This is a genomic window from Blautia sp. SC05B48, assembly GCF_005848555.1.
Lineage (GTDB): Bacteria > Bacillota > Clostridia > Lachnospirales > Lachnospiraceae > Blautia_A.
Map to the genome: position 1 here is coordinate 805,001 of NZ_CP040518.1, position 26,736 is coordinate 831,736.

General features: G+C 45.2%; 22 protein-coding genes, 1 tRNA gene and 1 other RNA gene (1 of these 24 running past the window's edge). 3 read left to right on the forward strand and 21 right to left on the reverse strand.

All coding sequences use genetic code 11. The annotated features are described in order from the left end of the window. The 3 genes from EYS05_RS03625 to EYS05_RS03635 form a co-directional block, all read right to left on the reverse strand. Positions 1 to 42, reverse strand: the beginning of a protein-coding gene (locus EYS05_RS03625) for a CvpA family protein (protein WP_138276618.1). It extends 666 nt beyond the left edge of the window; 42 of the gene's 708 nt are visible here — the first part of the coding sequence; its start codon is at positions 40 to 42; its stop codon lies off the left edge, out of view. Between the two features lie 10 nt (positions 43 to 52). After that, positions 53 to 1,285, reverse strand: coding sequence for a DUF5711 family protein (locus EYS05_RS03630; RefSeq protein ID WP_243101224.1), 1,233 nt, complete (start codon positions 1,283 to 1,285; stop codon positions 53 to 55). 66 nt (positions 1,286 to 1,351) lie between these two features. Then, positions 1,352 to 2,629, reverse strand: a complete 1,278-nt coding sequence (locus tag EYS05_RS03635; protein ID WP_138276619.1) for a LysM peptidoglycan-binding domain-containing protein — start codon at positions 2,627 to 2,629, stop codon at positions 1,352 to 1,354. Positions 2,630 to 2,786: 157 nt separating this feature from the next. On the opposite strand from EYS05_RS03635, the gene yyaC reads away from it, so the two are divergent. After that, positions 2,787 to 3,374: a spore protease YyaC gene (gene yyaC / locus EYS05_RS03640; RefSeq protein ID WP_138276620.1), complete on the forward strand. Its 588-nt coding sequence runs from the start codon at positions 2,787 to 2,789 to the stop codon at positions 3,372 to 3,374. Here yyaC and EYS05_RS03645 read toward each other — a convergent pair. The 8 genes from EYS05_RS03645 to EYS05_RS03680 form a co-directional block, all read right to left on the reverse strand. Then, a complete protein-coding gene (locus tag EYS05_RS03645) occupies positions 3,347 to 4,285 on the reverse strand; it encodes a transketolase family protein (RefSeq protein WP_138276621.1) in 939 nt (312 codons plus the stop codon). The two genes, yyaC and EYS05_RS03645, sit on opposite strands and share 28 nt — an antisense overlap. Beyond that, positions 4,273 to 5,112 carry a transketolase gene (locus EYS05_RS03650; protein WP_138276622.1) on the reverse strand — a complete coding sequence of 280 codons (840 nt, stop codon included), beginning with the start codon at positions 5,110 to 5,112 and terminating at the stop codon, positions 4,273 to 4,275. Before EYS05_RS03650 ends, EYS05_RS03645 begins: the two co-directional genes overlap by 13 nt. 66 nt (positions 5,113 to 5,178) lie before the next feature. After that, complete coding sequence (gene fsa / locus EYS05_RS03655) at positions 5,179 to 5,832, reverse strand: fructose-6-phosphate aldolase (RefSeq protein WP_015525668.1); 654 nt, start codon at positions 5,830 to 5,832, stop codon at positions 5,179 to 5,181. A 274-nt stretch (positions 5,833 to 6,106) separates the two neighbouring features. Next, positions 6,107 to 7,225, reverse strand: a complete 1,119-nt coding sequence (locus EYS05_RS03660) for a LacI family DNA-binding transcriptional regulator (RefSeq protein WP_044961150.1) — start codon at positions 7,223 to 7,225, stop codon at positions 6,107 to 6,109. 87 nt (positions 7,226 to 7,312) lie between these two features. Beyond that, positions 7,313 to 7,909: a recombination mediator RecR gene (recR, locus tag EYS05_RS03665; protein ID WP_015525667.1), complete on the reverse strand. Its 597-nt coding sequence runs from the start codon at positions 7,907 to 7,909 to the stop codon at positions 7,313 to 7,315. Next, positions 7,909 to 8,265 (reverse strand): YbaB/EbfC family nucleoid-associated protein, encoded by a 357-nt coding sequence (locus EYS05_RS03670; RefSeq protein ID WP_015525666.1) that lies wholly within the window; start codon positions 8,263 to 8,265, stop codon positions 7,909 to 7,911. The genes recR and EYS05_RS03670 overlap by 1 nt, the downstream gene beginning before the upstream one ends. Before the next feature lie 31 nt (positions 8,266 to 8,296). Further along, on the reverse strand, positions 8,297 to 9,919 hold the full coding sequence (gene dnaX, locus EYS05_RS03675; protein ID WP_118625977.1) for a DNA polymerase III subunit gamma/tau: 1,623 nt from the start codon (positions 9,917 to 9,919) through the stop codon (positions 8,297 to 8,299). Positions 9,920 to 9,989: 70 nt separating this feature from the next. Then, a complete protein-coding gene (locus EYS05_RS03680) occupies positions 9,990 to 11,072 on the reverse strand; it encodes a 6-phosphofructokinase (RefSeq protein WP_118516051.1) in 1,083 nt (360 codons plus the stop codon). A 478-nt stretch (positions 11,073 to 11,550) separates the two neighbouring features. On the opposite strand from EYS05_RS03680, the gene ffs reads away from it, so the two are divergent. Continuing rightward, positions 11,551 to 11,812, forward strand: an RNA gene (gene ffs, locus EYS05_RS03685) — signal recognition particle sRNA large type. A gap of 172 nt (positions 11,813 to 11,984) precedes the next feature. On the opposite strand, the gene EYS05_RS03690 is transcribed toward ffs, so the two are convergent. The 7 genes from EYS05_RS03690 to EYS05_RS03720 all read right to left on the reverse strand — a co-directional run bounded on the left by EYS05_RS03690 (position 11,985) and on the right by EYS05_RS03720 (position 19,801). Next, on the reverse strand, positions 11,985 to 12,422 hold the full coding sequence (locus tag EYS05_RS03690) for a GatB/YqeY domain-containing protein (RefSeq protein WP_118516040.1): 438 nt from the start codon (positions 12,420 to 12,422) through the stop codon (positions 11,985 to 11,987). Positions 12,423 to 12,509: 87 nt separating this feature from the next. Further along, positions 12,510 to 13,034 carry a tRNA adenosine(34) deaminase TadA gene (tadA, locus tag EYS05_RS03695; RefSeq protein WP_118516039.1) on the reverse strand — a complete coding sequence of 175 codons (525 nt, stop codon included), beginning with the start codon at positions 13,032 to 13,034 and terminating at the stop codon, positions 12,510 to 12,512. 276 nt (positions 13,035 to 13,310) lie between these two features. Further along, positions 13,311 to 14,714 carry a glycoside hydrolase family 1 protein gene (locus EYS05_RS03700; RefSeq protein ID WP_138276623.1) on the reverse strand — a complete coding sequence of 468 codons (1,404 nt, stop codon included), beginning with the start codon at positions 14,712 to 14,714 and terminating at the stop codon, positions 13,311 to 13,313. Positions 14,715 to 15,015: 301 nt separating this feature from the next. Then, complete coding sequence (locus tag EYS05_RS03705; protein WP_138276624.1) at positions 15,016 to 15,930, reverse strand: ROK family protein; 915 nt, start codon at positions 15,928 to 15,930, stop codon at positions 15,016 to 15,018. Positions 15,931 to 15,949: 19 nt separating this feature from the next. Next, a complete protein-coding gene (locus EYS05_RS03710) occupies positions 15,950 to 16,876 on the reverse strand; it encodes a nucleoside hydrolase (RefSeq protein ID WP_118625981.1) in 927 nt (308 codons plus the stop codon). A 93-nt stretch (positions 16,877 to 16,969) separates the two neighbouring features. After that, a complete protein-coding gene (locus tag EYS05_RS03715) occupies positions 16,970 to 18,403 on the reverse strand; it encodes an MFS transporter (protein ID WP_118516036.1) in 1,434 nt (477 codons plus the stop codon). A 201-nt stretch (positions 18,404 to 18,604) separates the two neighbouring features. Further along, positions 18,605 to 19,801 carry a helix-turn-helix transcriptional regulator gene (locus EYS05_RS03720; RefSeq protein ID WP_138276625.1) on the reverse strand — a complete coding sequence of 399 codons (1,197 nt, stop codon included), beginning with the start codon at positions 19,799 to 19,801 and terminating at the stop codon, positions 18,605 to 18,607. 206 nt (positions 19,802 to 20,007) lie between these two features. Here EYS05_RS03720 and EYS05_RS03725 point away from each other — a divergent pair, with 206 nt between their 5' ends. After that, on the forward strand, positions 20,008 to 20,703 hold the full coding sequence (locus EYS05_RS03725) for an anaerobic ribonucleoside-triphosphate reductase activating protein (RefSeq protein ID WP_138276626.1): 696 nt from the start codon (positions 20,008 to 20,010) through the stop codon (positions 20,701 to 20,703). Between the two features lie 55 nt (positions 20,704 to 20,758). Here the strand turns inward: EYS05_RS03725 and EYS05_RS03730 are convergent, their stop codons facing one another. The 3 genes from EYS05_RS03730 to EYS05_RS03740 form a co-directional block, all read right to left on the reverse strand. After that, positions 20,759 to 21,871 (reverse strand): DUF6128 domain-containing protein, encoded by a 1,113-nt coding sequence (locus EYS05_RS03730; RefSeq protein ID WP_138276627.1) that lies wholly within the window; start codon positions 21,869 to 21,871, stop codon positions 20,759 to 20,761. An 854-nt stretch (positions 21,872 to 22,725) separates the two neighbouring features. Further along, positions 22,726 to 22,799: transfer RNA gene (locus EYS05_RS03735), tRNA-Pro, on the reverse strand. 209 nt (positions 22,800 to 23,008) lie between these two features. Next, entirely contained in the window at positions 23,009 to 26,515 is a 3,507-nt protein-coding gene (locus EYS05_RS03740; protein WP_138276628.1) for an Ig-like domain-containing protein, read from the reverse strand. Positions 26,516 to 26,736: the final 221 nt, after the last annotated feature.

The following is a 26,736-nucleotide window of genomic DNA, read 5'->3' on the forward strand; positions in this document are numbered from 1 at the left end:
AAGCAGGACCAGCACAGCCAGTCCAAGCCATGTCCAGTTCATATCTGCCCCCTTAACTGAATTTTATGGTGCTGACACCTGTATCCAGTACCATAAGATATTTATTCCATCCGATCTTAAAGAAATCTCGGATCGTTCCATCTACATTTCCGGCATATTTCTGTACACCACGGCTGTTCATCACGCAGATCTGCGAGCTGTTATACATGATGATATTATCTCCGCTCATTTTTATAGTCGTATATGGAATATTGAAATTTTTACGGAATTTCAGCTGTCCGCTCATATTATAGACTTCCATTGTATACAGATCATCTTTATTATTGTTTTTAAATACCAGGCCAATCCTGTCATCACTGAAAAATGTACTTACGATCTCCTGTTTTACATTGACTGTTTTGCTTTCTTTGGGGATCTGATTTCCCTGATAAGTAGAAAATCCGTCATCTCGCAAAGCAATATACTTACTGTCACTGATACATTCCACCTGCGGGATCACTACATTCTCATAGGTATAACCACTTACGATCCGATCATCCTCATTCTGTCCTACATCCCCATAATTATAAAATGCCACATAGCTGGTAGTCTTGCTTCCATCAACATACTGGAATGTTACCATCATCACTCCGTTATCAGACACTGCTACATCCATGGGATATCCCGGATCATCGATCTTAGTTAGATTTTCCGCGACCAGACTGCCATCCGGATTATAAAAATTGATCCAGGTATTATCATCATTGTCCAGGATCACGGCAACCATTCCATTCGATGCGATCCGCACTTTTACAATAGAATAAGACGTTGTTACAGTTCCGGTCACACCTTTTTTGTCGCAGATATAAAGCGATGTTCCCTCGCTGTCTGCAACAACCGCCCTGCTTCCATTCACATCTGCAATAGGATTCTGCATTGTATAGGTTTCATTCCAGATGGTATTCATGCTGTTGTCCACAACAGATACTCCATCAGGACTGTATCTCAGGATATCTCCATCCATGTCCACATACTGTGTGGAAACAACATCTTCCTGTTCGCTTGTATTTAATACTTTATAGCTGTGATAGCTTCTTTTTTCTGCATAAAGAAAAACCAGGCAGACTGCAGCAGCGATCACTGCCGCTGTGATCACCTTTTTTCCCTTTCTTGAAATTCTTCGGTGATGAGAAGTTCTCCCGTAGTGAGAGCCTTCCTGCGCAGCCTGTTCCTGTGCAAGCCTGGCTTTTTGCCTCATCAGCTTTTTACGCTTTTGTTTTTTCTGTATTTTTTTTATGATATTCACAACCGTATCCCTTACCTTAAGTATTTTATTTTGTAATTGGTTTTCCAGTTATTATAGCACACTCCATCAGGGTAGTACAATTACCTGCCCGGGATAAATGATCTCATTGGCAGAAATTCCGTTTAATGCACAGATCTGTTCCATCGCATCTACAGTGCCATAGCGGTTCAGACTGATCTGATACAAGGTATCTCCCGGGCGGATCACATAAGTTTCCCCCGGATTTTCTGCTGCCACTGAAGTCTCTTCTGTTTTTTTCTCTTCTGTTTTTTTCTCTTCTGTTTTATTATCTTTTTTTTGCGTTGCTTCTGAAACAGACTGTTTTTTTGAACTTCGAGGTTCCGGTGTTATTGAGATTTTTTCTCTTTTCTGCGTGGTTTCCGTCGGGACCGGAGTTCCCCGCACAGCTTCCTGCGTCTGTACCGGTTTTTGTGTCTGCACCGGTTTCTGCGTCTGCACCGCCTTTGGCGAAACCGATACACTCCGCACCGGTTCTGTTACTGCAGGTGTTATCTGCACCACCGAAGCAGAAGCGGCGCGATAATCTTCCGGAACCTCTGTTTTTTCCTGCTGATTCCGATAAAAGCCCACTCCAGCCACAAGAACTGCCAGTGCCAAACACACCGTAGCCGCATAAGAAAAAACAGAAGTTTTCTCTTCTCCCCGTTCCTCCGGATTTTTACTGTCTATGATCTTTCTGAAATTTCTGACAGCCCTGTCCTCCACTTCCTCGGATGCTTCTCCGCCCTCTTTCTGGCTGCGTTCGATCATATACGTCTGCATCTGAGAATTTTTCTCATAATAAATATAATATCCGCTCAGTTTTGCCATCATGCCGCCATCATAACGGAAAAAAGCATCCTCCCGTTCTCCAGGATCCATCAGCATCAGGATCTTTTCCCCTCCGAAATGTCTGAGATGTACTTTCACAAAAAGCTCCGTGATCTCCATTGCTATCTGAGGCTGTGCAAAAAACCATCCCACGATCTCCTGCTCCGGAAAATACTGATCCTTATCCTCCTGCAGTTTCTGCCAGAGTTTTTCCGAAAAGTCAATATGTTCTGCCGCAGCCTCCATGCCGTCTGCTGCAATGGCACCTTTTATAAAAATACAGGTCATATCTGCAGTCCATTGAATTTCACCTGTAAGTACCGCCACACTTCCCTGGCCTTCCGGCTTTTCATCTTCTGCCAGGCTGCAGAGAAATGTGTATACATAATCTTCTATATAAATCCTGTAATCTCCGTTCGCCAGCCCGATCTGCCTTACATTTCTAGGCATGGAAAACGATTCCTGTGCGGCTTCCTGTTCTGTTGTGTCCTCCTTATAAATGACTTCTATCATCTCATATCACCCCTTCTGTCCAAGCATAGCACAGTAAAAATGCGGATTTTAGCAGAATGTAAGAGTCTGTCCACAGAATTTAGCGACAGATTCCGCACCATGCATATTTTCCCTTTTTTCAGGATATGATAGAGTGAAAAAAGAATCGAGGTTTCTCATGGCTTTTTACATTGATGCCGGAAAAAACGGTTCATCCGGCGAGATTGCTTATCTTCTGAAAAAATGCATTCTTCACTGTCCCAAAAAATGGACTGAGATCGTGTTTTTATGCATTGGCAGTGATCGTGTTACCGGAGATTGTTTAGGCCCATATATCGGACACCTTCTTCATCCTCATGAAACCGGACATATTTTTGTCTACGGCACGCTTTCCTGCCCGGTCCATGCCCTGAACCTTGAAAAAACTTCATCGCTTATCACAAGGCTTCATCCACACGCCCTTGTAATCGCCATAGACGCTTCTCTTGGACAAAAAAAGCACCTGGGCTATGTGACCATTGGAAATGGTGCACTTTACCCAGGTGCTGGTGTTCAGAAAGATCTTCCACCTGTAGGGGACATCCATATCACCGGCATTGTAAATACTGCCGGAATCATGGAGCAGCTTACCCTGCAGACTACCCGGCTCTCCACCGTAGTAGCACTTGCAGATGTGATTGCCTGCGGAATCCTTAAGATACTTCCTGCAGAAACAGACTTATCCCCTGTTGATCTTGATTATACGAACTCCTTGATCTGCTTATAGATACCCTCTGCATCGAGACCGTATTTATGAAGAAGCTCTAATGCCGGACCGGACTCACCGAATACATCATGGATTCCGATACGTTTAACCGGTACCGGTGCCTTCTCAGCCAGGCACTCGCATACAGCTCCGCCAAGACCGCCGATGATGGAATGCTCCTCAACAGTTACAACCTTGCCGGTTTCTTTGGCAGCTGCAACAACAAGGTCCTCATCCAGAGGCTTGATGGTATGGATATTGATCACTTTTGCATCGATTCCGTCTGCTGCAAGCTTCTCAGCTGCTTCAAGAGTCGGTGCAACACAAAGTCCGTTTGCGATGATGGTAAGATCTTTTCCCTCGCGGAGAACGATGCCCTTACCAAGCTCAAATTTATAATCCGGTCTGTCATTGATAACCGGAACAGCAAGACGTCCGAATCTCATGTATACCGGTCCCTGATGCTCGTAAGCAGCAGCAACCATAGCTTTTGCTTCGATATCATCAGAAGGACTTGCAACGACCATGCCCGGAATCACTCTCATCAGGGCAAAATCCTCCAGGCACTGATGTGTGGCGCCGTCTTCACCTACAGAAATACCGCCGTGAGTTGCTCCGATCTTTACATTCAGCTTCGGATATCCGATGGAGTTGCGAACCTGCTCATAAGCACGTCCTGCTGCAAACATTGCAAAAGTACTTGCAAAGGGAACCTTACCTGTGGAAGCGATTCCTGCTGCAATGCCCATCATGTTGCACTCTGCGATACCGCAGTCAATGTGACGCTCCGGGAATTCTTTTTTAAACATACCTGTCTGTGTAGCTGCAGCAAGGTCAGCGTCAAGAACGATAAGATCCTCGTGTTTTTTTCCTAATTCTATGAGGGCACTGCCGTAGCTTGCTCTCGTTGCGATTTTCTTTACTTCTGACATAATGCTTCACCTACCTTCTCCAGATCTTCCATTGCCTGTGCATACTGCTCGTCATTCGGAGCTTTTCCGTGCCAGCCTACTGCGTTCTCCATGTAGGAAACGCCTTTACCTTTTACTGTTTTCATGATGATAGCTGTCGGCATACCCTTTGTAGCTCTTGCCTCATCAAAAGCAGCCTTCAGCTGATCCATATCGTTGCCGTCCGCAACATTGATCACATGGAAATTGAAAGCTTCAAATTTCTTGTCGATCGGATATGGGGAGCATACATCTGCAATGTCACCATCGATCTGAAGTCCATTGTTATCTACGATCACAACCAGGTTGTCCAGTTTACGGAAGCCTGCAAACATAGCTGCCTCCCACACCTGGCCTTCCTCGATCTCACCATCACCCAGCAGTGTATATACTCGATAATCATCATCACTGAGTTTGGCAGAAAGAGCCATACCTGCTGCTGCAGAGATTCCCTGACCAAGAGAACCGCTGGACATATCAACGCCCGGAATATGCTTCATATCCGGATGTCCCTGAAGATAGGAGCCCAGATGACGAAGTGTTTTCAGATCCTCTTTTGGAAAATACCCTCTCTCTGCAAGTACAGAATAGAGTCCCGGTGCTGTATGTCCTTTAGAAAGGACAAAACGGTCACGGTCTGCCTTCTTAGGATCCTTCGGATCGATGTTCATCTCTTCAAAATATAAATAGGTGAACACGTCTGCTGCAGAAAGGGATCCGCCCGGATGGCCGGCCTTTGCTGCATGGACTGCTGTTACGATATCCTTGCGGACTTCGTTGGCAACTTTCTGAAGTTCTAACTTATCCATGTTATTAATGTCTCCTTTTTAGTGCCCTGCTGTTCACAGGGAATTTGTATATAAAAGAGGTTTCGATCACTCACCGAATACTGCCTTGTAATCAGCCTGGAATTTAGCGATACCTGCATCTGTCAGCGGATGATGTGTCATCTGCTCAATTACCTTGAACGGTACCGTAGCGATATCTGCGCCTGCAAGTGCACATGCAGTTACATGCATTGGATGACGAACGCTTGCTGCGATGATCTCTGTCGGGATATCTGCAACTGCAAACATCTCAGCGATCTGCTGGATCAGCTCAACGCCATCTGTGGAGATGTCATCCAGTCTTCCAAGGAACGGAGATACATATGTAGCACCTGCTCTTGCTGCAAGAAGTGCCTGGTTAGCAGAAAAGATCAGAGTAACGTTTGTCTTGATCCCCTCAGAGGAAAGAACCTTAACTGCCTTCAGTCCCTCTGTTGTCATAGGAATCTTAACAACCATGTTCGGATGGATCGCTGCAATCTCACGTCCCTCACGGATCATTCCCTCAGCATCTGTTGTGGTAGCTTTAACCTCACCGCTGATCGGTCCGTCAACGATCGTTGTGATCTCTTTGATCACCTCGTTGAAGTCTCTTCCTTCTTTGGCGATCAGAGACGGGTTTGTTGTAACTCCACAGATAACTCCCATGTCATTTGCTTCTCTGATATCCTCTACTTTAGCTGTGTCGATAAAAAATTTCATTGTTTTTTCCTCCTGTTTACGTTCGTTCTTTTTCTTGATGATTCCATTATAACAAACTCATTGTGAGGGTCAAGACACCTGTTTTTTATTAATAAATATTTTATTAATAAAATAATATTTTATTAATAGTGCCTGTCAATTTTTTCACCCAAAACAGCTTCTTTCCATTTTCCTCAATTCGAATATCGCCGTAATTATCGTAGCTAACAAGGTTTCTATTCAAATGTGTCATGGAAACTCTCTCTATATATTATTATTAATAATTTTTGCGCCATTATTTATTTTTCTGTTCATCAGACTGGTTTCTGTCCAGTCTTGCATACCCCGTCGTGCGGCGCTTGATCAGCTTCGGGGTATATTCGATATTATACAGGCTGGCAGGTCTTTCATCCAGGTAAAATTTATCATTCATGTCGATCTTACGGATGATGATGTCACAGGCATCTCTTCCCTTCAGCGCAACAAAATGATCAATGGTTGTCAGGGAGATCCTGCGGATGCCGGAATAAAAAATATTATCGCACCCTATGACAGAAACATCCTTTGGAACGTGTATCCTCATTTCGTGCAGCGCATCAATGGCACCTATGGCCATCATGTCATTCTGTCCTGCGATAGCCGTAAATTTCTGTCCTTCCTGGAGAAGTTCCATGGTCAGCTCGTAGCCCATGGCATACTCGGAATCCATCCGCGGGATCTTTCTGTCATTGGACTCATCTGCCGCCTTGATGAGCACATGATCCTTTTTTCCCTCTTTTTCAAACTCGCGGACAAAGCCCTCCACACGCTTGGAGCGCTGCCACTGCCGTCTGGTAAGAGGAGGCGTGATAAATGCCACATCCGTGTGCCCCAGATCAAGAAGATGTCTGGCCATCAGCCTTCCTACCACTGTGTTGTCCTGATTGATAGCATCTACCGTGGTTGTTTTTTCCTTGTTGCTGATGATGACCAGCGGTGTTTCTTTTGCGATCTTTTCTACCTGATGCTGGAAATCCGGATGAGGATTGCAGGTATAGATGATCCCTGCCGGCCGCATGGTCTGCATCATACGGAGATATTTTTCTTCCAGCCCCGCGTCGCGCTGGGTGTTGCAGATAAATACCCCATATCCCTGCTCATTGGCCACAGCCTCGATTCCCTGAAGCAGCAGTACATAATAGGGGCTGGTGAGTGTGGGGCAGAAAACAACGATCAGCTTTTCTTTTCTGTCAGCTTTGTGTTTCCGACGTCCGGGAAGCTCATAGCCAAGCTCTCTGGCCGCCTGCTCCACCCGCTCCACAGTTTCTCTCGAAAAAGAAACATTATATTTCCGGTTCAGCACCATGGATACAGTTGCCTGGGAAACGCCTGCTCGTGCTGCCACATCCGATGAGGTTGCTTTCTTTTTTGCCACCAGTCTCACCTCCTTTATAACCCGGGGAAATTTCCTGGCTGCTTATCACTTTTTGCAATCTCTCAGAAAATTTTTCACCTGATCTGGTTAAAGCTCCACTCTTCCCTCCAGTGCCCGGAGAAGTGTCACCTCATCAATATACTCCAGATCACCGCCCACCGGAACTCCGCTGGCGATACGGCTTACTTTGATCCCGGTCGGTTTGATCAGCTTACTGATGTACATAGCTGTCGTTTCGCCTTCAAGACTGGAATTGGTTGCCACAATAACTTCCTTTACATCCCCCTGAAGGCGCTTCATCAGCTCCTTCAGTTTGATATCATCCGGCCCGATCCCAAGCATCGGGGAGATTGCACCATGAAGTACATGATATACACCGTCAAATTTACCTGTTTTCTCATATGCTGCCAGATCCCTGGTATTCTCAACCACCATGATAGTGCTGTGATCTCTTTTGGGATTGGCGCAGATCGGACAAAGCTCCTGGTCAGTCAGCGTGTAACAGCACTTACAGTACTGAACATTCTGCCTTGCATCGGTAATGGAGGCGGTCAGCTGCTCTACCTGGTCCTTCGGCATATTCATGATATGAAATGCAAGACGCTGGGCAGATTTGGCTCCGATTCCCGGAAGATGGGAAAGCTGCTCAATAAGTTTATTGATATGGCTGCTGTAATATTCCATCAGAAAGGAAGACCTCCGCCAAGACCACCAAGGCCGCCTGTGAGTTTGGACATCACTGCTGCTGACTCGGACTCAACCTGACGGAGCGCCTCATTTGTTGCTGCCGCGATCATGTCCTCAAGCATCTCGATATCATCCGGATCTACCGCTTCCTCGGAAAGTGTGACCTTTGTTATTTCACGTTTACCGGAAACTGTAACGGAAACAGCTCCGCCGCCTACTGTTGCTGTAAACTCTTTTTCCTCAAGAGCTTTCTGGTTTTCTTCCATCTGACGCTGCATTTTCTGCGCCTGTTTCATAAGATTGTTCATGTTTCCCGGCATACCCATGCCAGGAAATCCACCTCTTTTTGCCATAATACTTTCCTCCTGTTTTTTGTTTACGGATTTATGACTCCTCATCCGGGTCTTCTTCCACTACGATATCCATGTGGATATTCTCCCGAAGTGCATCGTCTACTGTGATCTGCGCGAGATTGGTGTGCTGATGTTTGTTGGCTACCAGCATATGTATCTCCACGCTTTTGCCTGTCCGGGCAGCAATAATGTCCTGAAGCTCTTTCTTCGCCTCCGGATTGTCTACATAATTCATCCCCAGAAAATCCTGGAATTCCACATAAAGGATAGAATCTCCTGTTTCTCCGTTATACTTTGGGACTGCACGCTGCAGGGACTGCTTGAAAAGTCCGGTAGTCTGACCCACGATGGCACGCCAGCCTGCCACGATCTTCTGAAGATCCTCAGGAGCTGCCTTCTGTGGTTTCTGCTGCTGTGCCGTTGCTGCACCGGTCACTGCCGCCACCGGTTCCCCGGCTCCGCCGGCCTCGCTCTCCCGAACGATCACCTGCTGCACAGGCCGTTCCTCCATCTGCTTTTCCAGGACACGAAGCCTGTCAAGAACAGAGTCCAGATTTGTCTCCATGGCCGGTCTGCACAGCTTGATCAGTGCGATTTCCACCAATACACGCTTCTGGCTTGCAAAACGGATCTGATTAGACAGATCGGAAAAAATACGAATGTAACGCATCAGCGTCTCCACATCTGTCATCTCGCTCTCTTCCTTCAGAAGCTTCAGATTCTCAGAAGAAACGTCAATGGCTTCCTCAGGATTTTCGGAAGTCTTCACAAGCAGAAGATTTCGCATATACCAGGTAAAATCTGATACAAACTGTCCCAGCTCACGGCCGCCTGTGATCAGGTCCTCCAGCACATGGATGGAACCTGTCACATCACCGGAAAGAACCTTTCGGAGAAGTCTGCTGAATACCTCTGTATCCACGGCTCCCAGAACATCCAGGACTTTATCATAAGTAAGCACCTGTCCCAGATAAAAGGAAATACACTGATCCAGAAGACTCAGGGCATCTCGCATGGACCCGTCGCCTTTTTTTGCCACATAGCGTACAGCCTTCTCCTCTGCTTCCACCCCTTCTGCTGTCAGAAGCTCGGAAAGTCTGGCAGCAATGGTATCAATGGATATCCGGTGAAAGTCATAGCGCTGACATCTGGACAGTATTGTGATCGGTATCTTGTGGGCCTCTGTAGTCGCCAGGATGAAGATAACATAAGAAGGCGGCTCCTCCAATGTTTTCAGAAGAGCATTAAATGCACCTGTTGAGAGCATATGCACCTCATCGATGATATAAACCTTGTATTTGCCCTCTGTTGGACGATAAGCCACTTCCTCACGGATCTCACGGATGTTATCAACACCGTTGTTAGAGGCTGCATCGATTTCGATCACATTCATGGCAGTTCCCGCCTGAATGGCCTTGCACATGGCACATTCATTGCAGGGGCTGCCATTTACAGGATGTTCACAGTTTACTGCCTTCGCCAGGATCTTTGCAACCGTAGTTTTTCCGGTACCACGCGTTCCGCAGAACAGGTATGCGTGTCCGATACGGTTCGCCTTGATCTGGTTGGTCAGTGTTGTCACAATATGATCCTGTCCTTTTACATCGTCAAAATTGTCGGGACGAAATTTACGGTAAAGAGCAGTATAACTCATAAAACTCTCCTTCTCTTCGCCACAGTCGCCGCGGAAAGACTCCCGCGGCGGCCAGATGACTCATAATTCATTAATCGCCAAAACTGATTCCGATCTGTTTGGCTGCTTTTACAAGCTGATCCTTTGGAGATACCATCTTCAGCTTGCCTGCGCATTCAGCAAGAGGAACCCGTTTGATCTTGCCATTGATGACGCCGATCATAACACCATATTCCTCATCCATGATCGCCTGCGCTGCACCGGCACCGATCCTTGTGGAAAGAACGCGGTCATATGCACATGGCTCTCCGCCTCGCTGCATATGTCCCGGAACTGTGATACGTACCTCACTTCCGGTCACCTTCTGGATCTGGTCTGCGATCTCATAGGATACAGACGGATATTTCTTTGCTCTTTCCGCAAGCTTTTCTTTGTATTTTTTCTTTGGAAGCTCTGCATCTTCTTTTGAGATAGCTCCCTCAGCTACTGCAAGAATGGTAAAACGCTTGCCGGCCTTGTTACGCTTCTGGATGGCTTCCGCAACCTTATTGATATCGTATGGGATCTCCGGAATCAGGATCACATCTGCTCCGCCTGCAACACCGGCATTCAGTGTAAGGCTTCCGACCTTATGTCCCATGATCTCGACAATAAATACACGTCCATGGGATGCAGCTGTTGTATGGATGCAGTCAATGGCATTAGTTGCGATCTCCAGAGCACTCTGGAAACCAAATGTCATATCTGTACCCCAGATATCATTATCAATGGTCTTCGGAAGATGGATGATATTCAGGCCTTCCTCGCGGAGAAGATTGGCTGTTTTCTGCGTTCCATTTCCGCCGAGGATCACAAGACAGTCCAGACAGAGCTTATAGTAAGTCTGTTTCATTGCCTCAACCTTGTCCAGTCCCTTCTCATCCGGAACCCGCATCAGTTTAAACGGCTGTCTGGATGTTCCGAGAATAGTTCCGCCCTGAGTCAGGATCCCGGAAAAGTCCCTGGCTGTAAGCATACGGTATTTCCCGTAGATCAGTCCCTTATATCCGTCATCAAATCCATAAACCTCAAGGTTCTCAACGCTGTTGCTCAGGCCCTTCACAACGCCTCTCATAGTTGCGTTCAGCGCCTGGCAGTCACCACCGCTTGTAAGCAGACCGATTCTTTTAATCATAGCGTCCTCCATTCTGTGCCCTCTTATGTGCACATTTTATTTGTTGCTGTCTGCATATAAGACAGATATTCCACCTGACGTATTTCTGCAGAACAACTACTGTATCCTCTCTTTTCACAGAGTTTTACACAGTATAATATTATAAAGCATTTTCAGGCAGTGTACAATAGCCAAAAAAACCCGGATCATTTATATGCCCACATCCGGATCGGACCTGGGATACGATGAAATCTCGATCAGCAATATTCCGGCTAAACAGAGCATTCTCAGCTTCAATTCAGTTTCACTCTTCGCAACACCAAAAACGGCGGTATTCAGAACTGCCACCTCAGTCTTCTCAGCTGATATCCCTGTTTTAAAACCTGCGCCTTTATGCTGAAATCAAAAACTGAATACGTGAAATATCCGGGGGCTCCTTTTTATAAAAACAGATCTGGCGCATCTTGACAAATCATTCATAAGAGTCTATAATTAAATTCCGCGCAGCCGGGGAGATAGCGGTGCCCTGTACCTGCAATCCGCTACAGCAGGGGTGATGCCAATCTGAGGCTTGTATCTTGCAGAGCAGCCCTTTATAAGTGGCGTTGACGTCTGGGTCTTACGCAACAGGAATCTGTGAACCGTGTCAGGGCAGGAATGCAGCAGCACTAAGCAGAAGCTCTTGTGTGCCGTGAGGGTGCCTGGGCTGAGTTAACTGTAAAGGTAACGTCTGTGAGACCATTCCGAGGTGCGGCGCGCGTAAAAAAGGTTATAATATATGATCTCTATATAAACAGCATTCCCGCCGGGTTCGTCATTTATGACTGATCCGGCGGGATTTTTTTATGCATTTACTCTTTACCTGCCCCTGCAAAAAAACGCCGGGAAGCTGTTCCGAATGCTCCCGACGTTTTCCTGTATACATATATTGCGTTATTTACAATATCCGGCAACTACCTGATTGATCAGCTTGCCGTCTGCCTTTCCCTTCAGATCTCCCATAACTGCCTTCATGATCTGGCCTTTATTTCCTGTTGCCAGAACATCTGCAAATTTTTCCTCGATATAAGCCTTGATCTCTGCTTCATCCATCTGCTTCGGAGCGTATTTCGCAATGATGTCATATCTTGCCTGATACTCTTCTTTCAGATCTGTACGTTCTGCAGGACAGGTATCGATCTGCTCTTTTGCTGTTTTCAGCTCTTTCAGGATAACTTTGTCTACAAGCTCTCCTTTGATGTCATCACGGCATCCCTCATCAATGGCAGCTTTTTTTACTGCTGCGATCAGTGCAGAAACTGCTTCCTTTGTCACCTTATCCTTGGCCTTCATTGCTGCTATCATGTCTTTTCTTAAAGCTTCAAGTTCCATTTTTTGTTCCTCCATTTTCTGTCGTTCCTGTGTCAACGACTTTCGTTTGGCCTGAATGGATTTTCTGTCTGTAATAGTGAAATCCATTTATGATTTTATTTTGATATTTTCACAGGATTCTGTCAAGAGTAAATCTCTCATGATTTTTGCCTGCTTCTTTTTCTCCCGCAGTTCCCTGAAAAATGCGGAAAGCATTTCGGAGCATTCCTCTTCCAATACCCCTTCTGTGATCTTTACCTGATGATTAAAGCCTTCGATCTGAAGAAGATTCATCACAGATCCGGCACAGCCTGCTTTCGGGTTCATGCAGCCGATCACCACCTCATCGATCCTGGACTGTACCAATGCACCGGAACACATCTGACAAGGCTCCAGCGTTACATACATGGTGCAGCCCTCCAGACGCCAGTCTCCCAGCTTTTTACTGGCCTTTCGGATAGCATTAAGCTCTGCATGAGATAAGGTATTTTTGTCTGTATTGCGGCGATTGTAGCCTCTGGCTATGATCTTTCCCTCATGCACGATCACACAGCCGATCGGCACTTCCTCCAATGCACGGGCCTTTTTTGCCTGGCGGATTGCCTCTTTCATAAAACGTTCCTGATCTGTCACGTTTTTACTCCTCCTGTAACTTCACATTCCGGAAAAAGCTCCGGGATTCTATCTGTTCATACCAAGACTGCTCTCAGCCTTCTGTACGTTCGATTATAACTTTTCAGATATTCCATGTCAATCTGCTGCAAAACAGATATTAGCATACAGCAGGAACAGTACGGAGTAATTTCCTGTAACATAAAAAACGCAGACAACGGAAGCTCTCGCGAACTCCATTGTCTGCGTCAATGAATGCATTATATCTACTTTTTTCCGGAAAGTCAGGCAGCCATATTATTTGTGAAGTGACTCACCATTGGTAGCGATCACATCTTTATACCAGTAAAAGGATTTCTTCTTATAACGATTCAGTGTACCTGTTCCATCATCGTTACGGTCCACGTAGATGTAGCCGTAGCGTTTTTTCAGTTCTGCTGTAGATGCACTGACAAGGTCAATGCAGCCCCAGGAGGTGTAGCCCATAACATCTACACCGTCCTCAACAGCCTCTTCGACCTGAAGGAGATGTTTCTGCAGGTAATCAATACGGTAATCATCCTCAACGGTCATAACGCCATTCTTCTCCACCAGCTTGTCTACTGCGCCCAGTCCGTTCTCAACGATGAATAACGGTTTCTGATAACGATCCCAGTAGTAATTCAGCACATAGCGAAGACCCTGCGGATCGATCTGCCATCCCCAGTCAGATGCTTCCAGATATGGGTTCGGAACACCGCCCATAAGATTACCCTTTCCTTTTACATGAGCTGGGGCTGCTGTCTCGCAGATACTCATGTAATAGCTGAAGGAAACGAAATCTACTGTATTCTTAAGGATTTCCGCATCGCCTGGTTCAAATTTGATCTCAATGTTATTTTCACGGAAATAACGTTTCATATATCCCGGATAATATCCGCGGACATGTACATCACCGAAGAAATCGTTCTTGTGAACACTCTCCATAGTCTTGATCACATCGTCCGGGCATGGGGTCAGCGGATAAGTCGGCATGCTCAAGATCATGCAGCCGATCTTTGCATCCGGCATCATCTCATGTCCGATCTTTGTTGCAAGTGCACTTGCGACCAGTTCATGATGAACAGCCTGATACAGATCCTGCTTGGAAAGCTTATCCTTTTCTGTGTAAATACCACCGCTTAAGAATGGTTCATGGAGAACAGAGTTTATCTCATTAAATGTCAGCCAGTATTTAACCTTCTTGCCGTATCTTGCAAAAATAGTTCTCACATATCTCTCATAAAAACCGATCATCTTTCTGTTTACCCAGCCATCGTAGGTTTTTGCAAGATGAAGCGGTGTTTCATAGTGGGAGATCGTTACCAGTGGCTCGATCCCATATTTATGGCATTCGTCAAAAAGATCATCATAAAACTGAAGACCTTTTTCGTTTGGTGTCTCCTCATCTCCGTTAGGGAAAATACGACTCCATGCAATGGATGTACGGAATACTTTGAAGCCCATCTCCGCAAATAATTTCACATCTTCTTTATAACGATGATAAAAATCGATTCCGATAAGTTTCATGTTATCCGGTGTAGGCTCTTCCGTTCTGGGGCCTACGATTCCGTGTGGTGTTACATCCTGTGTGCATAAACCCTTTCCGTCTTCATTGTATGCACCCTCGCACTGATTGGCAGCAACTGCACCGCCCCATAAAAAATTCTTTGGAAATGACATTCTGGAATCCTCCTTATGTAATATACTCAAGCGGACATTCGGAATCCGCTTCGCTACTTTCTCATGAACAAATAAGCGGAATAACCGCTTATTATCTGTAAGTGGACATTCGGAATCCGCTTCGCTACTTCCTCATGAACAAATAAGCGGAATAACCGCTTATTATCTGCAAGCGGACATTCGGAATCCGCTTCGCTACTTCCTCATGAACAAATAAGCGGAATAACCGCTTATTATCTGCAAGCGGACATTCGGAATCCGCTTCGCTACTTCCTCATGAACAAATAAGCGGAATAACCGCTTATTTGTTCATGAAGTGATATAAAGCACCGATTAAATTTGCGTCATTGTAGAATTGACAGTTTGTGATCTTCGGCTCCGGAACATATGGTGTTATCTTTCGCAGCGGAATATTCTTCATTACTTCCTCCAGGCTCTTCTGAAGATATTCATGCAGAAGCGGCTGCTGGCTGATGCCTCCGCCGATAGCAATGATGTCCAGATCCAGATAAATATTCAGGTTATAGATCTGTACTGCAAGACGATCTGTAAACTCCCTCAGACCTGCCAGAACTTTCTCATCACCTTCATTTGCCAGACCGAATATCTTCAATCCATCGTAAATCTGCCAGTCCTCTCCTGTATGCTTTGCAACAGTCTTTGCAAGTCCTTCCGCACCACTGATCATTCCCCAGTAGTTGTCCAGCTCTGCCGGCCCCTTCGCCTCTGTGCATATATAGCTGTATTCGCCTGCGGTAAAATGATTTCCGCGGAAAAGCTTTCCGTTGAGGATGATCCCGCCTGCAACACCGGTTCCGATAACAACAACAGCCCCATTTGTACAGCCCTTAAGACTTCCTCTCCAGAACTCGGCAAGTGCCGCACATTTTCCATCATTTTCCACAGAAACCGGAATTCCGTAACGCTGGGAAAGTTCTGTGCCAACAGTACTTCCTGCAAGATATCCAAGATATCCTGCTGTTACACAATATCCATTCCTGTTGTCCAGCATACCAGGCATGCTGATGGCAATACCTTCAATGCGGTTTTTGTATTTCTCCACAACACTGTCCAGAACTGCATAATAGTCCTCTTTTGTCTTTGTATGATAGTCCGGTGTGGGAACCTTATCTTTTTCAAGAATTTCTGCATTTTCGTTCATTAATGCATATTTCGTAAATGTTCCGCCTGCATCAAAAACCAGATAATTTTTCATTTTCATTTTACCTCAAGCTTTATTTCTCGTCACCAAAATTCAGAGCAAGCTTTGCAAAGAAATCTTCCAGTGTCAGTCTTGCATCCAGATATTTGTAAACACGGATCTCACGGTTGTCCTGTCCATGGATGTATGTCATATCCTCTGCGATTCTCGGTGCAGATACCATATCGTAGCTTACTTTTTCCAGTTCTTCCATCAGAACGGCGATGGTTCCCTGATCACCAAGTCCCCAGATCTCGCCCTGCGGCCAGTCCATTTCATACTTGGCCGCTACATGGTTGAAATCCACCAGCTGCTCAAAAAGATATTTTCCGATCTTTCCACATGGGCGTACCTTCAGCTGAAGCTCTGCAAGAGAAACAGCCATCACTTTATAAAGACTCATCGGCACCTGCCATACCGGCACTTTGGAGGAAAATACTACGTTTGCAGCGTTGATATCCATCATCAGGTTGAACTCAAATCCGCCCTTTGGATAATCTGCTCCGCCGATCCAGATCACTGTCATGCGCTCTGCGATCTCCGGTTTCATCAGAAGTGCGGAGGCAACGTCTGTAATGGCACCCTGGCACGCAATGTACAGCGGTCTTTTATCCTCCTTCATCGCTTCCTCGATGATGAATCTTGCACCCTCGGAATCGATAGGTGTATTCTCATCTTCAAGGGCGCGTGGTGCACCCAGCTTTACCGGATACTGATTCTTAAGCCCCATAAGCTCCATGACTTTGATGATCTCATCGTAACTTGCCTGCGCAGTACCAAGCTCGCCGTACTGCTGCGGGTTTTTCCAGAAATGACCCGCAACAAGGCCTTTTACGTCGAATCTTGGTGTCATGAGATGATGCGCTACTGCATACTGGTCATCTGCCTCGTTTTTGCAATCTGTATGTACGATCACCCTTACTTTTTTGTTTTCCGGTACTGTATAGGCATAATTCCACATAATATTTTCCTCCTTATATAAAACAGATGTTCTGATAATCGAAAGGAGCACCTTTCGATGCTCCTTATTTTTTCTTTTTTGTTCGATTTAAATTTATGCGTTTTCTTTATTCCGCTGGTTCAGCTCTGCACGGATCTGCGGATATTTTTTATCCAGATCATATGGGATCAGCACAACGATAGAAAGTATTGTAGCTACCAGCGCAAGACCACCGAATGCAAAATTGATCGCTGTATGTGTCTGCGGGAACTCCTTTGCAATGCTGATACCATCTGCCATTGCCTTATCAAGCTTTGCTGCATCGTAGTTACCCCATACAAGAAGGGCAGATACGATAGCAGATGCTGCTGCTGAGGAAACCTTGTTTACAAATCCCTGGATCGCATTCTGTGTTCCACCAAGGTTTCTTCCTACCTGCCACTCTGTATAGTCAAAGATATCAGGCATCATGGAGAAGAACATACTGGAACGGAAACCAAAGCCAAGTCCGATCAGTCCAAGGGATGCTGTTGCGATCGTTCCATTGGATGTAAAAAACAGAATCGCAAAGCCAACACAGTCTACGATCGCTCCAAACTGGATCAGCTTGATCTTTGCAATTCCCTTACCATTGAGATAAGCTGCAAGGATCATAGTCGGGATTGCAAGCAAGGTAAGTAAAGTAAGTGCCAGTGACATTCCGCTTACATCACCAACAATGTAAGTATAATAGTACTGCATTGCACCATACATGGAAAGATATCCAAGGAAGAGGAAAAATACCTCGCCAAGGAACATGATGTAATATTTATTTTTTACAAGACTTCCGATATCCTTGATCAGAGAGCTCTTTCCTGCTGACTTTGTCGGAGGATTGATCTCCACGATGGAGAATACACAGATTGCCATGATGATGATAACGATGATTCCAAGCACAATGTTTGTGTTACGATATCCGGTAGCCAATGCTGCACCAGTTGCATCCTTGGAGCCGGAGAAGAAATATACCATCGGAAGCACGAACAGGGAAGATGTCAGTGATCCAAGGTTTGAAAATACAGTACGTGTTGTAGAAATCTTGGTACGCTCTGTTGCGGATGCTGACAGAGAAGATACGATCGGTGCCATCGGAATATTTACCAGAGTATAGCCAAATGAGAAGATAACGTAAGTTACGTATGCCCATGCAAGCTTTGCACCTGCGCTCCATCCTGTCGGAACGGAAAACAGAAGAACCATACCAACTGCAAGGACCGGTGCACCATAAAGCATCCATGGACGGTAACGTCCCATTTTTGTATCGGTACGGTCGATCATTGCACCTACCATATAGTCTGTGAATGCATCGATGAATTTTGTTACAACGAACATAAATCCAACAGCGCCGGCTGCAAGTCCCGCGCAGTTTGTGTAATAAAAGAGAAGATATGTATTGGCAAGAAGGTAAGCAAGATTACAAGCATAATCACTGATACCAAAACCGATACGCTGTCTCCATTTAAACTTTGTTGTTTCATAATATGCCGGTTCGTGTTTTAACTTTTGCATTTTTCCTCCACCTTTTTTATGTTGATTTAACGATCCACTCCGGAACATGTAAATTTTTTCTGCGCGCCCTGTTTCTGGCGGATCAATCAGGTATGTCTCAACGACAAGCATATTATAATCAAAGCTATTTGATTTTCGTTATCATTTTTTTGATATTTTTATCATTTCCCCAACACATTTCTAATAGTTTTATAAACTTATTCAAGAATAAAATTCCTTACGCTTATATTTTTCCCGGTACTGCCTGGGAGTCATTTTCATATATTCTTTAAATACACTGCCAAAATGACTCTGGGAATTGAAGCATACATAATCACTGATCTCTGACAGGGTCGCATCGGAATATTTCAGGAGATTGGCAGCTCTTTCTACACGAAATTTCCGGATATAATCCACGATCTTCTCTCCCGTATCCTGCCGGAAGCTTCTGGAAAGGTGACCCGGGCTGATCCCGATAGCCTCTGCGATATCCTCAAGATATATCTTATGGTGATAATTCCGGGAAATATAATCCTTGCACTGCTCTGTATAGCTGGAAAAGCTTCTTGTTTTTCTGGTGTCAGCTACCAGCTTTGTAAATTTATAAAAGCATCTTTGGTTCAGTTCGATCATTTCTTCCATAGTCCGGCATTGATCGATCTGATTAATGAAATGATCACTGAGACGATATGCATCTGCCGGCGAAACTCCTCCTGATATAGCTTCTCTTGTTGCCAGTGTAGTTGTCACAATAGCCAGATTCCTCTGATGATTAAAATGTTTTCTGGAAAGGATCCCTCCTTTTTCCAAAAGTGCCGTGGCTCGTTCATTAACCTCTTCCACATTTCCTTCACGTATGCTATCCAGTACATATCGTTCTTCCATATATGTATGATGGTAGGCTGCCGCATCCGAGTCGTCCAGTTCAATGCGAACTGTTTCCCCCTCCTCCCAAGCTTCTTTTTCCTCGATGAGATTATTTTTTTCCATAAGATCGTCCGGCTGAATATCCTTTCCCTCCAAAAGCTCATACAGAAAACTTACGAAATTCAACATTCGGTTCAGTGTCATTTTGTCCGGATGGCGTTCTTCCTTCATTGACATGTGATATTTCTTATAAAACTGATGTATTTCCACATAGCTGAGCTCTTCTGCACATACCGGACCTGACAGATAGAAATCCTGGCCGCTCTGAACACAAAAGAAATAAATTTTATCAAAAGCCTTATAAATAGTCGGTACATTCTGTTCTTTTGTCTGGCAGATCAGGGACCGGCGCAAGTCCTCTGATACAGTCAGCGGATTCTGTTTTTCGGGAAAAACCCCAAGACTCCGGATATTTTCTCCTGCTTCATCTGCATAAAAAATGGGAATTCCCCACAGGCTTTCCAGTTTTCTCAACAATGTATGTTCTACCATGTCAACATCCTTTCATCTATAATATCGGGCTGTTATTGGAATAAATTATATGTTTTTTTTCTTCCATGAGCAAGTCCCCAACCCTGCTTATTGCTTTTCACAACTTCGCAGGAAACTTACTTGATTCGGTTAAAAAGGCTTGCGGCTTTTTTCGGGGGAGAGTATGCTTGTAGTATCATAAATAAGAGAAACAAGGGGATTTTCCTATGAAAATATGTGGATTTAACAAAACAACCCTGCTGGATTATCCGGGAAGGGTAGCCTGTACCATATTCTTAGGCGGCTGCAATTTCCGCTGCCCATTCTGCCAGAACGGAGCTCTTGTCGTGGAGCCTGATAACCAGCCTGAATATTCCCAGGAGGAAATCCTGGCTTTTCTGAAAAAAAGAAAGGGGATCCTGGATGGCGTCTGCATTTCCGGCGGTGAACCCACGCTTGCCCCGGAACTGCCGGAATTTCTCGGCAGGATCAGGGAGCTGGGCTATGATGTAAAGCTCGATACCAACGGTTCCCGCCCCTCCGTGGTAAAAGATCTCGCAGCAGCTGACCTGATCAACAAGGTTGCCATGGATATCAAAGCCTGTCCTTCCAACTATCATGCGCTTACCGGTGTACATGCTGATCTGGATGGGATCCGGGAAACTGCCGGATGGCTGCTGGAGGGACACCTTGATTATGAATTTCGTACAACGGTTGTGAAGGAACTTCATTCTGAAAAAGATTTTCAGGAGATCAGCCGATGGTTAAGCGGTGCAAAAGCTTATTATCTCCAGGCTTATCGGGATTCCGACGGAGTTCTGATGCCGGGATTCTCTGCCTGCTCCGAGAAAGAAATGATAAACTACCGGGATATCCTGTCTCAGACGATCCCGGTAGTAGAAATTCGTGGTATGGAGCTGTGATCTGCGGATTTGCAAAACTGTTTGCTTATCTGCATGGATGCTGAAATTTTTCTGATCAGATGTTAATAAAACAGTACCAGTATCCTCCCTTTCCGCCTGGGATATGAATATCCGGACATTCCTTAAAGTAGGGAAAGCCAAACATATTGGCCATAAACCGTTCCTGCTGGCTGTATCCTCCGGGCACACCCAGTATGTACTGTCCCTGATGATTTCTGCACAGCAGAAGATGGCCGAAATTCTGATATCCGTACATGACAAAACGGTTGCTGCAGAAGCAGCCGTTTTGTCTGCATAAGGCACTGCAGTCCGATGGTCTGATCTTGCGACAGTCTGTGAAATAGCCGTCGTTAAACGGATCATCACAGGGTATTCCCGGAAGTGGACGAGATGGCTCAGGTCGCGATGGTTCCGGCGGATGCGGTGATGGCTGGCCTGGCCGCGGTGGTTCCGGCGGATGCGGTGATGGCTGGCCTGGCTGCGGTGGTTCCGGCGGATGCGGTGATGGCTGGCCTGGCCGCGGTGATTCCGGCGGATGCGGACCGGGAGCCTGATATGAATTTCCGGTTTCCGATGCCTTCAATACCTCCTCCTGAACTTCCTCTACCGTCATGATCCTGTCTGACTTCTTCTGATATTCCTGCACTTCTGGCAAGGTTCCGTCTTTTTGATTTTCTTCCTCCTTTTCTCCCCGCTCTCTGCCTTTTTTCTCCGCTGCCTTCTGATATTCCGTTCCTGTTTTCTCCGCTTCCTTCCGAGGTTCCGTTTCTTTTTTCTTCCACTCGCGGAAATTCTCCGGCCGTATCGGCTGATCATCCCATTCTGTTCCCCAGAATCCGCCGGCATCGGAGATCAGAAGCAGTCCTCCAAGCTCCTGAAGACTTTTTCCCATGCCTCCAATATCCCCTGTATCCGTCTCCAGCGCGCACTCGATCCGCTCCTGCCCGGTAACACAGCTTCCGATCAAAATACCATCCATCAGCCCTTCCCGCCGCACAAACCCATACACTTTGCACCGACTTCCAGGCTCCAGTCCAACACAACGCAAATGAACCTCCACACGGCATTTCCTATCTCTGGCCTCCACCCTCACATAACCGCTGCTGCCGTCTTTTTTTCCTTTCCGATACTCGTACACATACGCAACAAAACGCTGATATCCAGCCAACGCACGTCCCTCCGGTATTTCGGTTTCGTTAATATATATGAAGTTTAAGAGAAATCATTCCATCAACGTGAAAAAGCTCCAGGATGTACAAACGCAAAAAAAGAATCCCTCAACCAAGGGATTCTCAAGCTGTTAGTCGAAAAATACGGCTATACCAGAATCGGTACATCAACACAGAATATCAACAGACAGGTGCGAAATTAAAATATGCGGAAAATTTTCGCTTTTGTCAAAAAAGCATTACTATCTTAGAACATTTTGCGCTTGTCAGGGTTCTCCGTATATGCTACACTGTACAGGAACAATCGTGTTACAGGGTGGCTGACCTCTAGTCCAAAAAGGATGGAGGTGGTGCTGATGAACGACAACCATTTTGACTTCAAAGATCTTATGGCTTTTGGCATGTTCATTCTAGCATTGCTTACGTTCGTATTAACGTTTTGTAAGTAATTCTTTACATAGAAAAACCACCCAAAAACTTTGGCCGAGTACAGGGTGGGATTTTCTAATCTTCTCTTATAAGGTCAACCCCTTGTGGGCGGTTGTTCTTTATGTTTGTATTATAGCACTACTATTCAAAGCATTCAAGAATATTTTCATCTGTAAATATAAAAACCCCCTGGCGATCCACGCTCGGGACATTCACCAAAGGCTTTCTCTTAATCTATATTTTATTTCTCGCTTTTCTTTACCTTTTCCCATGTATTACCTTTATCTTTATTTTTTTCCTGGCAAATGTAGAAGATTCTCCTTTCTTTTCTCATTGAGGTAACACAAGGTAACACAAACCTACGTTCCTTCATTTTTCACAAGTAAAAAAGAATCCCTCAACCAAGGGATTCTCAAGCTGTTAGTCGAAGCGACAGGATTTGAACCTGCGACCTCTGCGTCCCGAACGCAGCGCTCTACCAAACTGAGCCACGCTTCGTTATTCTGTTTCAGTTGTTTATGTATTGCTCAACTGCAAGAGCTATTATATTAGAGTTTCTTTACTTTGTCAATAGAAAAAATTAAAATTTTTCAAAAAAATCGAATTTTTTCTTTTTTCCTGCTTCGGGCGTGCATTTTCGCAGACCCGAAGCAGTTTTGGGAAAGGTTCTTTATAACATATCAAGTATATTCAGGTGAAATATATGCTTATTTCACTGTAACTGTTACCTTTTTTGTGATTCCGTTGCTGCTTACATAGATAACAGCTTTTCCTTTTTTCACACCTTTAACAACACCTTTGCTGCTTACAGTAGCAACTTTTGTGTTGCTGCTTCTGTAGGTGATCTTTGCCTTTGAAGTGGCTGCTGCCTTGATGGCTGTTGTTTTCTTTGCTTTTACACTTACAGCTGTTTTGGATGTGATCTTCAGGCTGCCTTTTTTCACTGTGATCTTGCAGGTTGCTTTGTAGCTTCCGCATTTTACTGTAATTGTAGCTGTTCCTGCTTTTTTTGCTGTTACTTTTCCGCCTGCGCTTACCACTGCAACGGATTTATTACTGCTTGTATAAGTAACTTTTCCGCTAACGCCTGTTTTTTTCACTGTGATCTGGCTTGTTCCACCCACAAATACAGTTTTCGCTGAAGCCGAAGCTTTTACAGACGGCTTCTTAACTGTAATTTTGCAGGTTGCTTTATAATTTCCGCATTTCGCTGTGATCACAGCTGTTCCTGCCGCCTTTGCAGTTACCTTTCCATTTGCGGCTACAGCTGCAACAGATGGTTTGCTGCTTGTATAGGTTACTTTTCCGGTAACACCTGCGGTCGTTGCTTTCAGCGTCACCGTAGCTGGAGATCCTTTTACATAAAGCGTTTTCGATGATACATTTATTTTTACAGATGGCGTTTTTACAGTAAGCTTGTACTGTGCAGTTTTTCCTGCAGCAGATGTTGCTGTGATCACGGCTGTTCCTGCTGCTTTTGCAGTTACTTTTCCGTTCTCGTCTACAGATGCAACCGTTTCATTATCGGAAGCGTATGTTACATCCTTGCAATTTTCGCCTGTTGCTTCAAGCTGTCTGGAGCTTCCGACATAAAGAACTCCTGAATTTTCTTTAAAAGCAATTGTTCCATACACCAGCTGAACAGAAACATCCGCGTGATCATCACTGGAGACTCTTACTGTATAGGTTTCATTTTCCGGTCTCGCTACAGTAGAATCCAAAGCAACCACTCCATCTGCGGCTACACCATCCTGTACAAGATATGTTGTCTGTGAATCATGTCCGACACCTGTTGTATAGAAAACAGATACCTTCGGATTTTTGTATTTATCAAGATTTGCAAGCTTTACATGGGTGCTGTCCGTAAATTCCGGAGAAACATCCATCTCTTCTGTTGCCTGCGGTTTGATATAAATACCATCTGCAAATTCATATACATACGCACCGTCTGACATAATATACGTGATCCTGTTTACGGTTTTTCCTTCAAGACCTGCATCTTTTGCAAACGCAGCCTTATATACCTTCACCCACATCTCGTTCATATGACGCATACCATATTTTCCGCCATCTGTTGTTTCCAGGATCATTCCCTGGATCCCGGAGTTAACTGCAAAACCAGCATCACTCTTTGTGTCGCGGAGATATTTTGTGCTGGTTTCTTTTACTTTGATCTCATAATCTCCCCAACGAGAAGATGTATTGAGTGTTGCCTCCGCATCTGTCACAGTTGCCTTTACATTAAATTTTGTAGCACTGTATGTTCCATCTGCATTCAATGTTTTATACTGCCCAGGCTCTACCGTCGGAGTACGTCCAAGGGTGATCCCTGCTGCTTCTGTATATGCTCCGCTTTCCGGAAGTTCTCCCGCTTCTGAAAGGATCCGCGCCTCTACATACGTTTTTGCATCTGTAGCTACACTAACCTTTTTTACTCCTGCGATCTCATAACCATTTTCTGTCAGATTCTGAACATCTGCATTTCCGAAAGCAGTGCTTTTTCTGGTTGTGGCAGATGTAACGGAATCATATTTGCGGCTCGTTGCATCTCCTGCATAAAATTCCTCGTATGACAGAGATGCCGTACCGTAAAGTGTTCCTGTCAGTGCCTGATGTCCATTTGCCGCCTTATAATAAATATCCGTTCCCGGAATTTGTGTATATCCATCCACTGCTCCCTTTACCCAGTAATAGGAAACATTGGAAACCGTGATCGGCTGGCCTGTCAGTGTGATATTTTTTGTCATATCCACATAATTGTCGCTTGAGATCATAACCGTGTAGATTTCATCCCCGGCCCTGGCTACACTGCTGTCAAAGGTTACCACCCCGTTCTCTGCCGCTGCATGATCTACAACATATGTTGTTTTTTTACCATGGCCCCTTCCTGTTGTATAGTATACGGAAACCTTAGGGTTTTCATATTTGTCAAGGTCATCAACTTTAACCTGGGTTGTATTTTCTTTCACAAAAGCCGCCTGTACCTTCATTCCTGCTTCAGGCTGTTTTTTTACAAGAGGCGCTTTGTCTCCAAACTCATATACATAGGAGCCGTCCGGAGTAATATAAGTCACCTTTGATATTTTTTCCCCGATAAGCCCGGATCCTGCTGAAAATGCAAGTTCGTAAGGCTGTACCCAGATTTCATAGGTATGACGAAGTCCTACCTTCTTACCGCTGGCAGTTTCAAGGATTACTCCCAGTGTATTTCCACCTACGGCAAAATCACCCTGTCTGGAATTGCGGAGATATTTTGTGCCGACTTCTTTTACCACCAGCATGTAATCGCCCCAGATCGACGGTGCCTGGATCTGGGCAGATGCATCTGTGACCGTTGCCTTTACATCGAATTTTGTTGCACTGTATGTTCCGTCTGTATTCAGTGTTTTATACTGTCCTGTTTCCTGTGACGGTGCTTCATTCAGCGTAATATCTGCTGCCTCTGTATAGACACCCTTTTTCGGAAGCTTGGAAACAGCTTTCAGCACCTGTGCATCTACATAAGTTTCTGCATCCACTGCAACACTTACATTCTTCACACCCTGGATCTGATATCCTGAAGAGGTTACTTCTGTGCTGTCCTCATTGGTAAAAATCTGATTTTTACTCGTTGTTGCCGAAGTGATAGCGTCATAGCTCTCCTGAGTGGTATCGCCGGCATAAAATTCCGAATAACTTAAGGTTGTCGTTCCGTACAGCTTTCCGGTCAGAGCTGTCTGCCCGTCTGCCGCTTTTACATAAACGCCTGTTGTACCTATCTGTGTATATCCCTCTGCCGGCTGCATGGACCAGAGATATTTCACTCCTGCAACAGTGATCTCAGAAGCATCCTGAAGGACCTCGCCTGCTTCTGCCATAAATGCTTCTCCATCACCGAATACCTCTTTTGTATCCTCCTGGATCTGCTCTTCCTCTTCCTGTTGAATCTCTTCTGCTGAAATTTCTGCTACTTCTTCCTGAATAGCTTCTGCATCACTTTCTTCTGGCTCTTCCGACTGAATATCAGCTTCACCAACTTCCGGCTGATCCTGGGAAACAGACTCCTGATCCTCGTTCTCTCCTTCTTCCTGTGCTGTCTCTCCTTGTGTCTCTCCTGACACGTCACTAAAAACTTCCGCCTCAGACGCCATTGCCGTTACCGGCACTCCTGACGCGATCACCGCTGAGCTCAGTACGAGCGCAGCTGACTTCTTAAAAAGCTTCCACTTATGCATACCTGTCCTCCTCTGTGTCTTTTATATTACACAACTTTATACCAGATCATGATCTTACAGCTGCTCTGGTTAATTGAAATTTCTTCTGCAGGATATTCAACATATATCAGCTTCTGCAGAAGTGCTCTGTCAAGCACACTTTAGTTTGTTTAAACTAACATATCGTTATTTTATCAATACCGGAATTATTTGTCTATACATATCTGGCAAAAAAGCCTCAC

Bases quoted from the DNA above. Each gene is read 5' to 3' on its own strand.
- EYS05_RS03635 (WP_138276619.1), bottom strand. From the start codon at position 2,629: ATGATAGAAGTCATTTATAAGGAGGACACAACAGAACAGGAAGCCGCA.
- yyaC (WP_138276620.1), top strand. From the start codon at position 2,787: ATGGCTTTTTACATTGATGCCGGAAAAAACGGTTCATCCGGCGAGATT.
- EYS05_RS03645 (WP_138276621.1), bottom strand. From the start codon at position 4,285: ATGTCAGAAGTAAAGAAAATCGCAACGAGAGCAAGCTACGGCAGTGCC.
- EYS05_RS03650 (WP_138276622.1), bottom strand. From the start codon at position 5,112: ATGGATAAGTTAGAACTTCAGAAAGTTGCCAACGAAGTCCGCAAGGAT.
- fsa (WP_015525668.1), bottom strand. From the start codon at position 5,832: ATGAAATTTTTTATCGACACAGCTAAAGTAGAGGATATCAGAGAAGCA.
- recR (WP_015525667.1), bottom strand. From the start codon at position 7,909: ATGGAATATTACAGCAGCCATATCAATAAACTTATTGAGCAGCTTTCC.
- EYS05_RS03670 (WP_015525666.1), bottom strand. From the start codon at position 8,265: ATGGCAAAAAGAGGTGGATTTCCTGGCATGGGTATGCCGGGAAACATG.
- dnaX (WP_118625977.1), bottom strand. From the start codon at position 9,919: ATGAGTTATACTGCTCTTTACCGTAAATTTCGTCCCGACAATTTTGAC.
- EYS05_RS03680 (WP_118516051.1), bottom strand. From the start codon at position 11,072: ATGATTAAAAGAATCGGTCTGCTTACAAGCGGTGGTGACTGCCAGGCG.
- EYS05_RS03690 (WP_118516040.1), bottom strand. From the start codon at position 12,422: ATGGAACTTGAAGCTTTAAGAAAAGACATGATAGCAGCAATGAAGGCC.
- EYS05_RS03700 (WP_138276623.1), bottom strand. From the start codon at position 14,714: ATGTCATTTCCAAAGAATTTTTTATGGGGCGGTGCAGTTGCTGCCAAT.
- EYS05_RS03705 (WP_138276624.1), bottom strand. From the start codon at position 15,930: ATGAAAAATTATCTGGTTTTTGATGCAGGCGGAACATTTACGAAATAT.
- EYS05_RS03710 (WP_118625981.1), bottom strand. From the start codon at position 16,876: ATGTGGAATTATGCCTATACAGTACCGGAAAACAAAAAAGTAAGGGTG.
- EYS05_RS03715 (WP_118516036.1), bottom strand. From the start codon at position 18,403: ATGCAAAAGTTAAAACACGAACCGGCATATTATGAAACAACAAAGTTT.
- EYS05_RS03720 (WP_138276625.1), bottom strand. From the start codon at position 19,801: ATGGTAGAACATACATTGTTGAGAAAACTGGAAAGCCTGTGGGGAATT.
- EYS05_RS03725 (WP_138276626.1), top strand. From the start codon at position 20,008: ATGAAAATATGTGGATTTAACAAAACAACCCTGCTGGATTATCCGGGA.
- EYS05_RS03740 (WP_138276628.1), bottom strand. From the start codon at position 26,515: ATGCATAAGTGGAAGCTTTTTAAGAAGTCAGCTGCGCTCGTACTGAGC.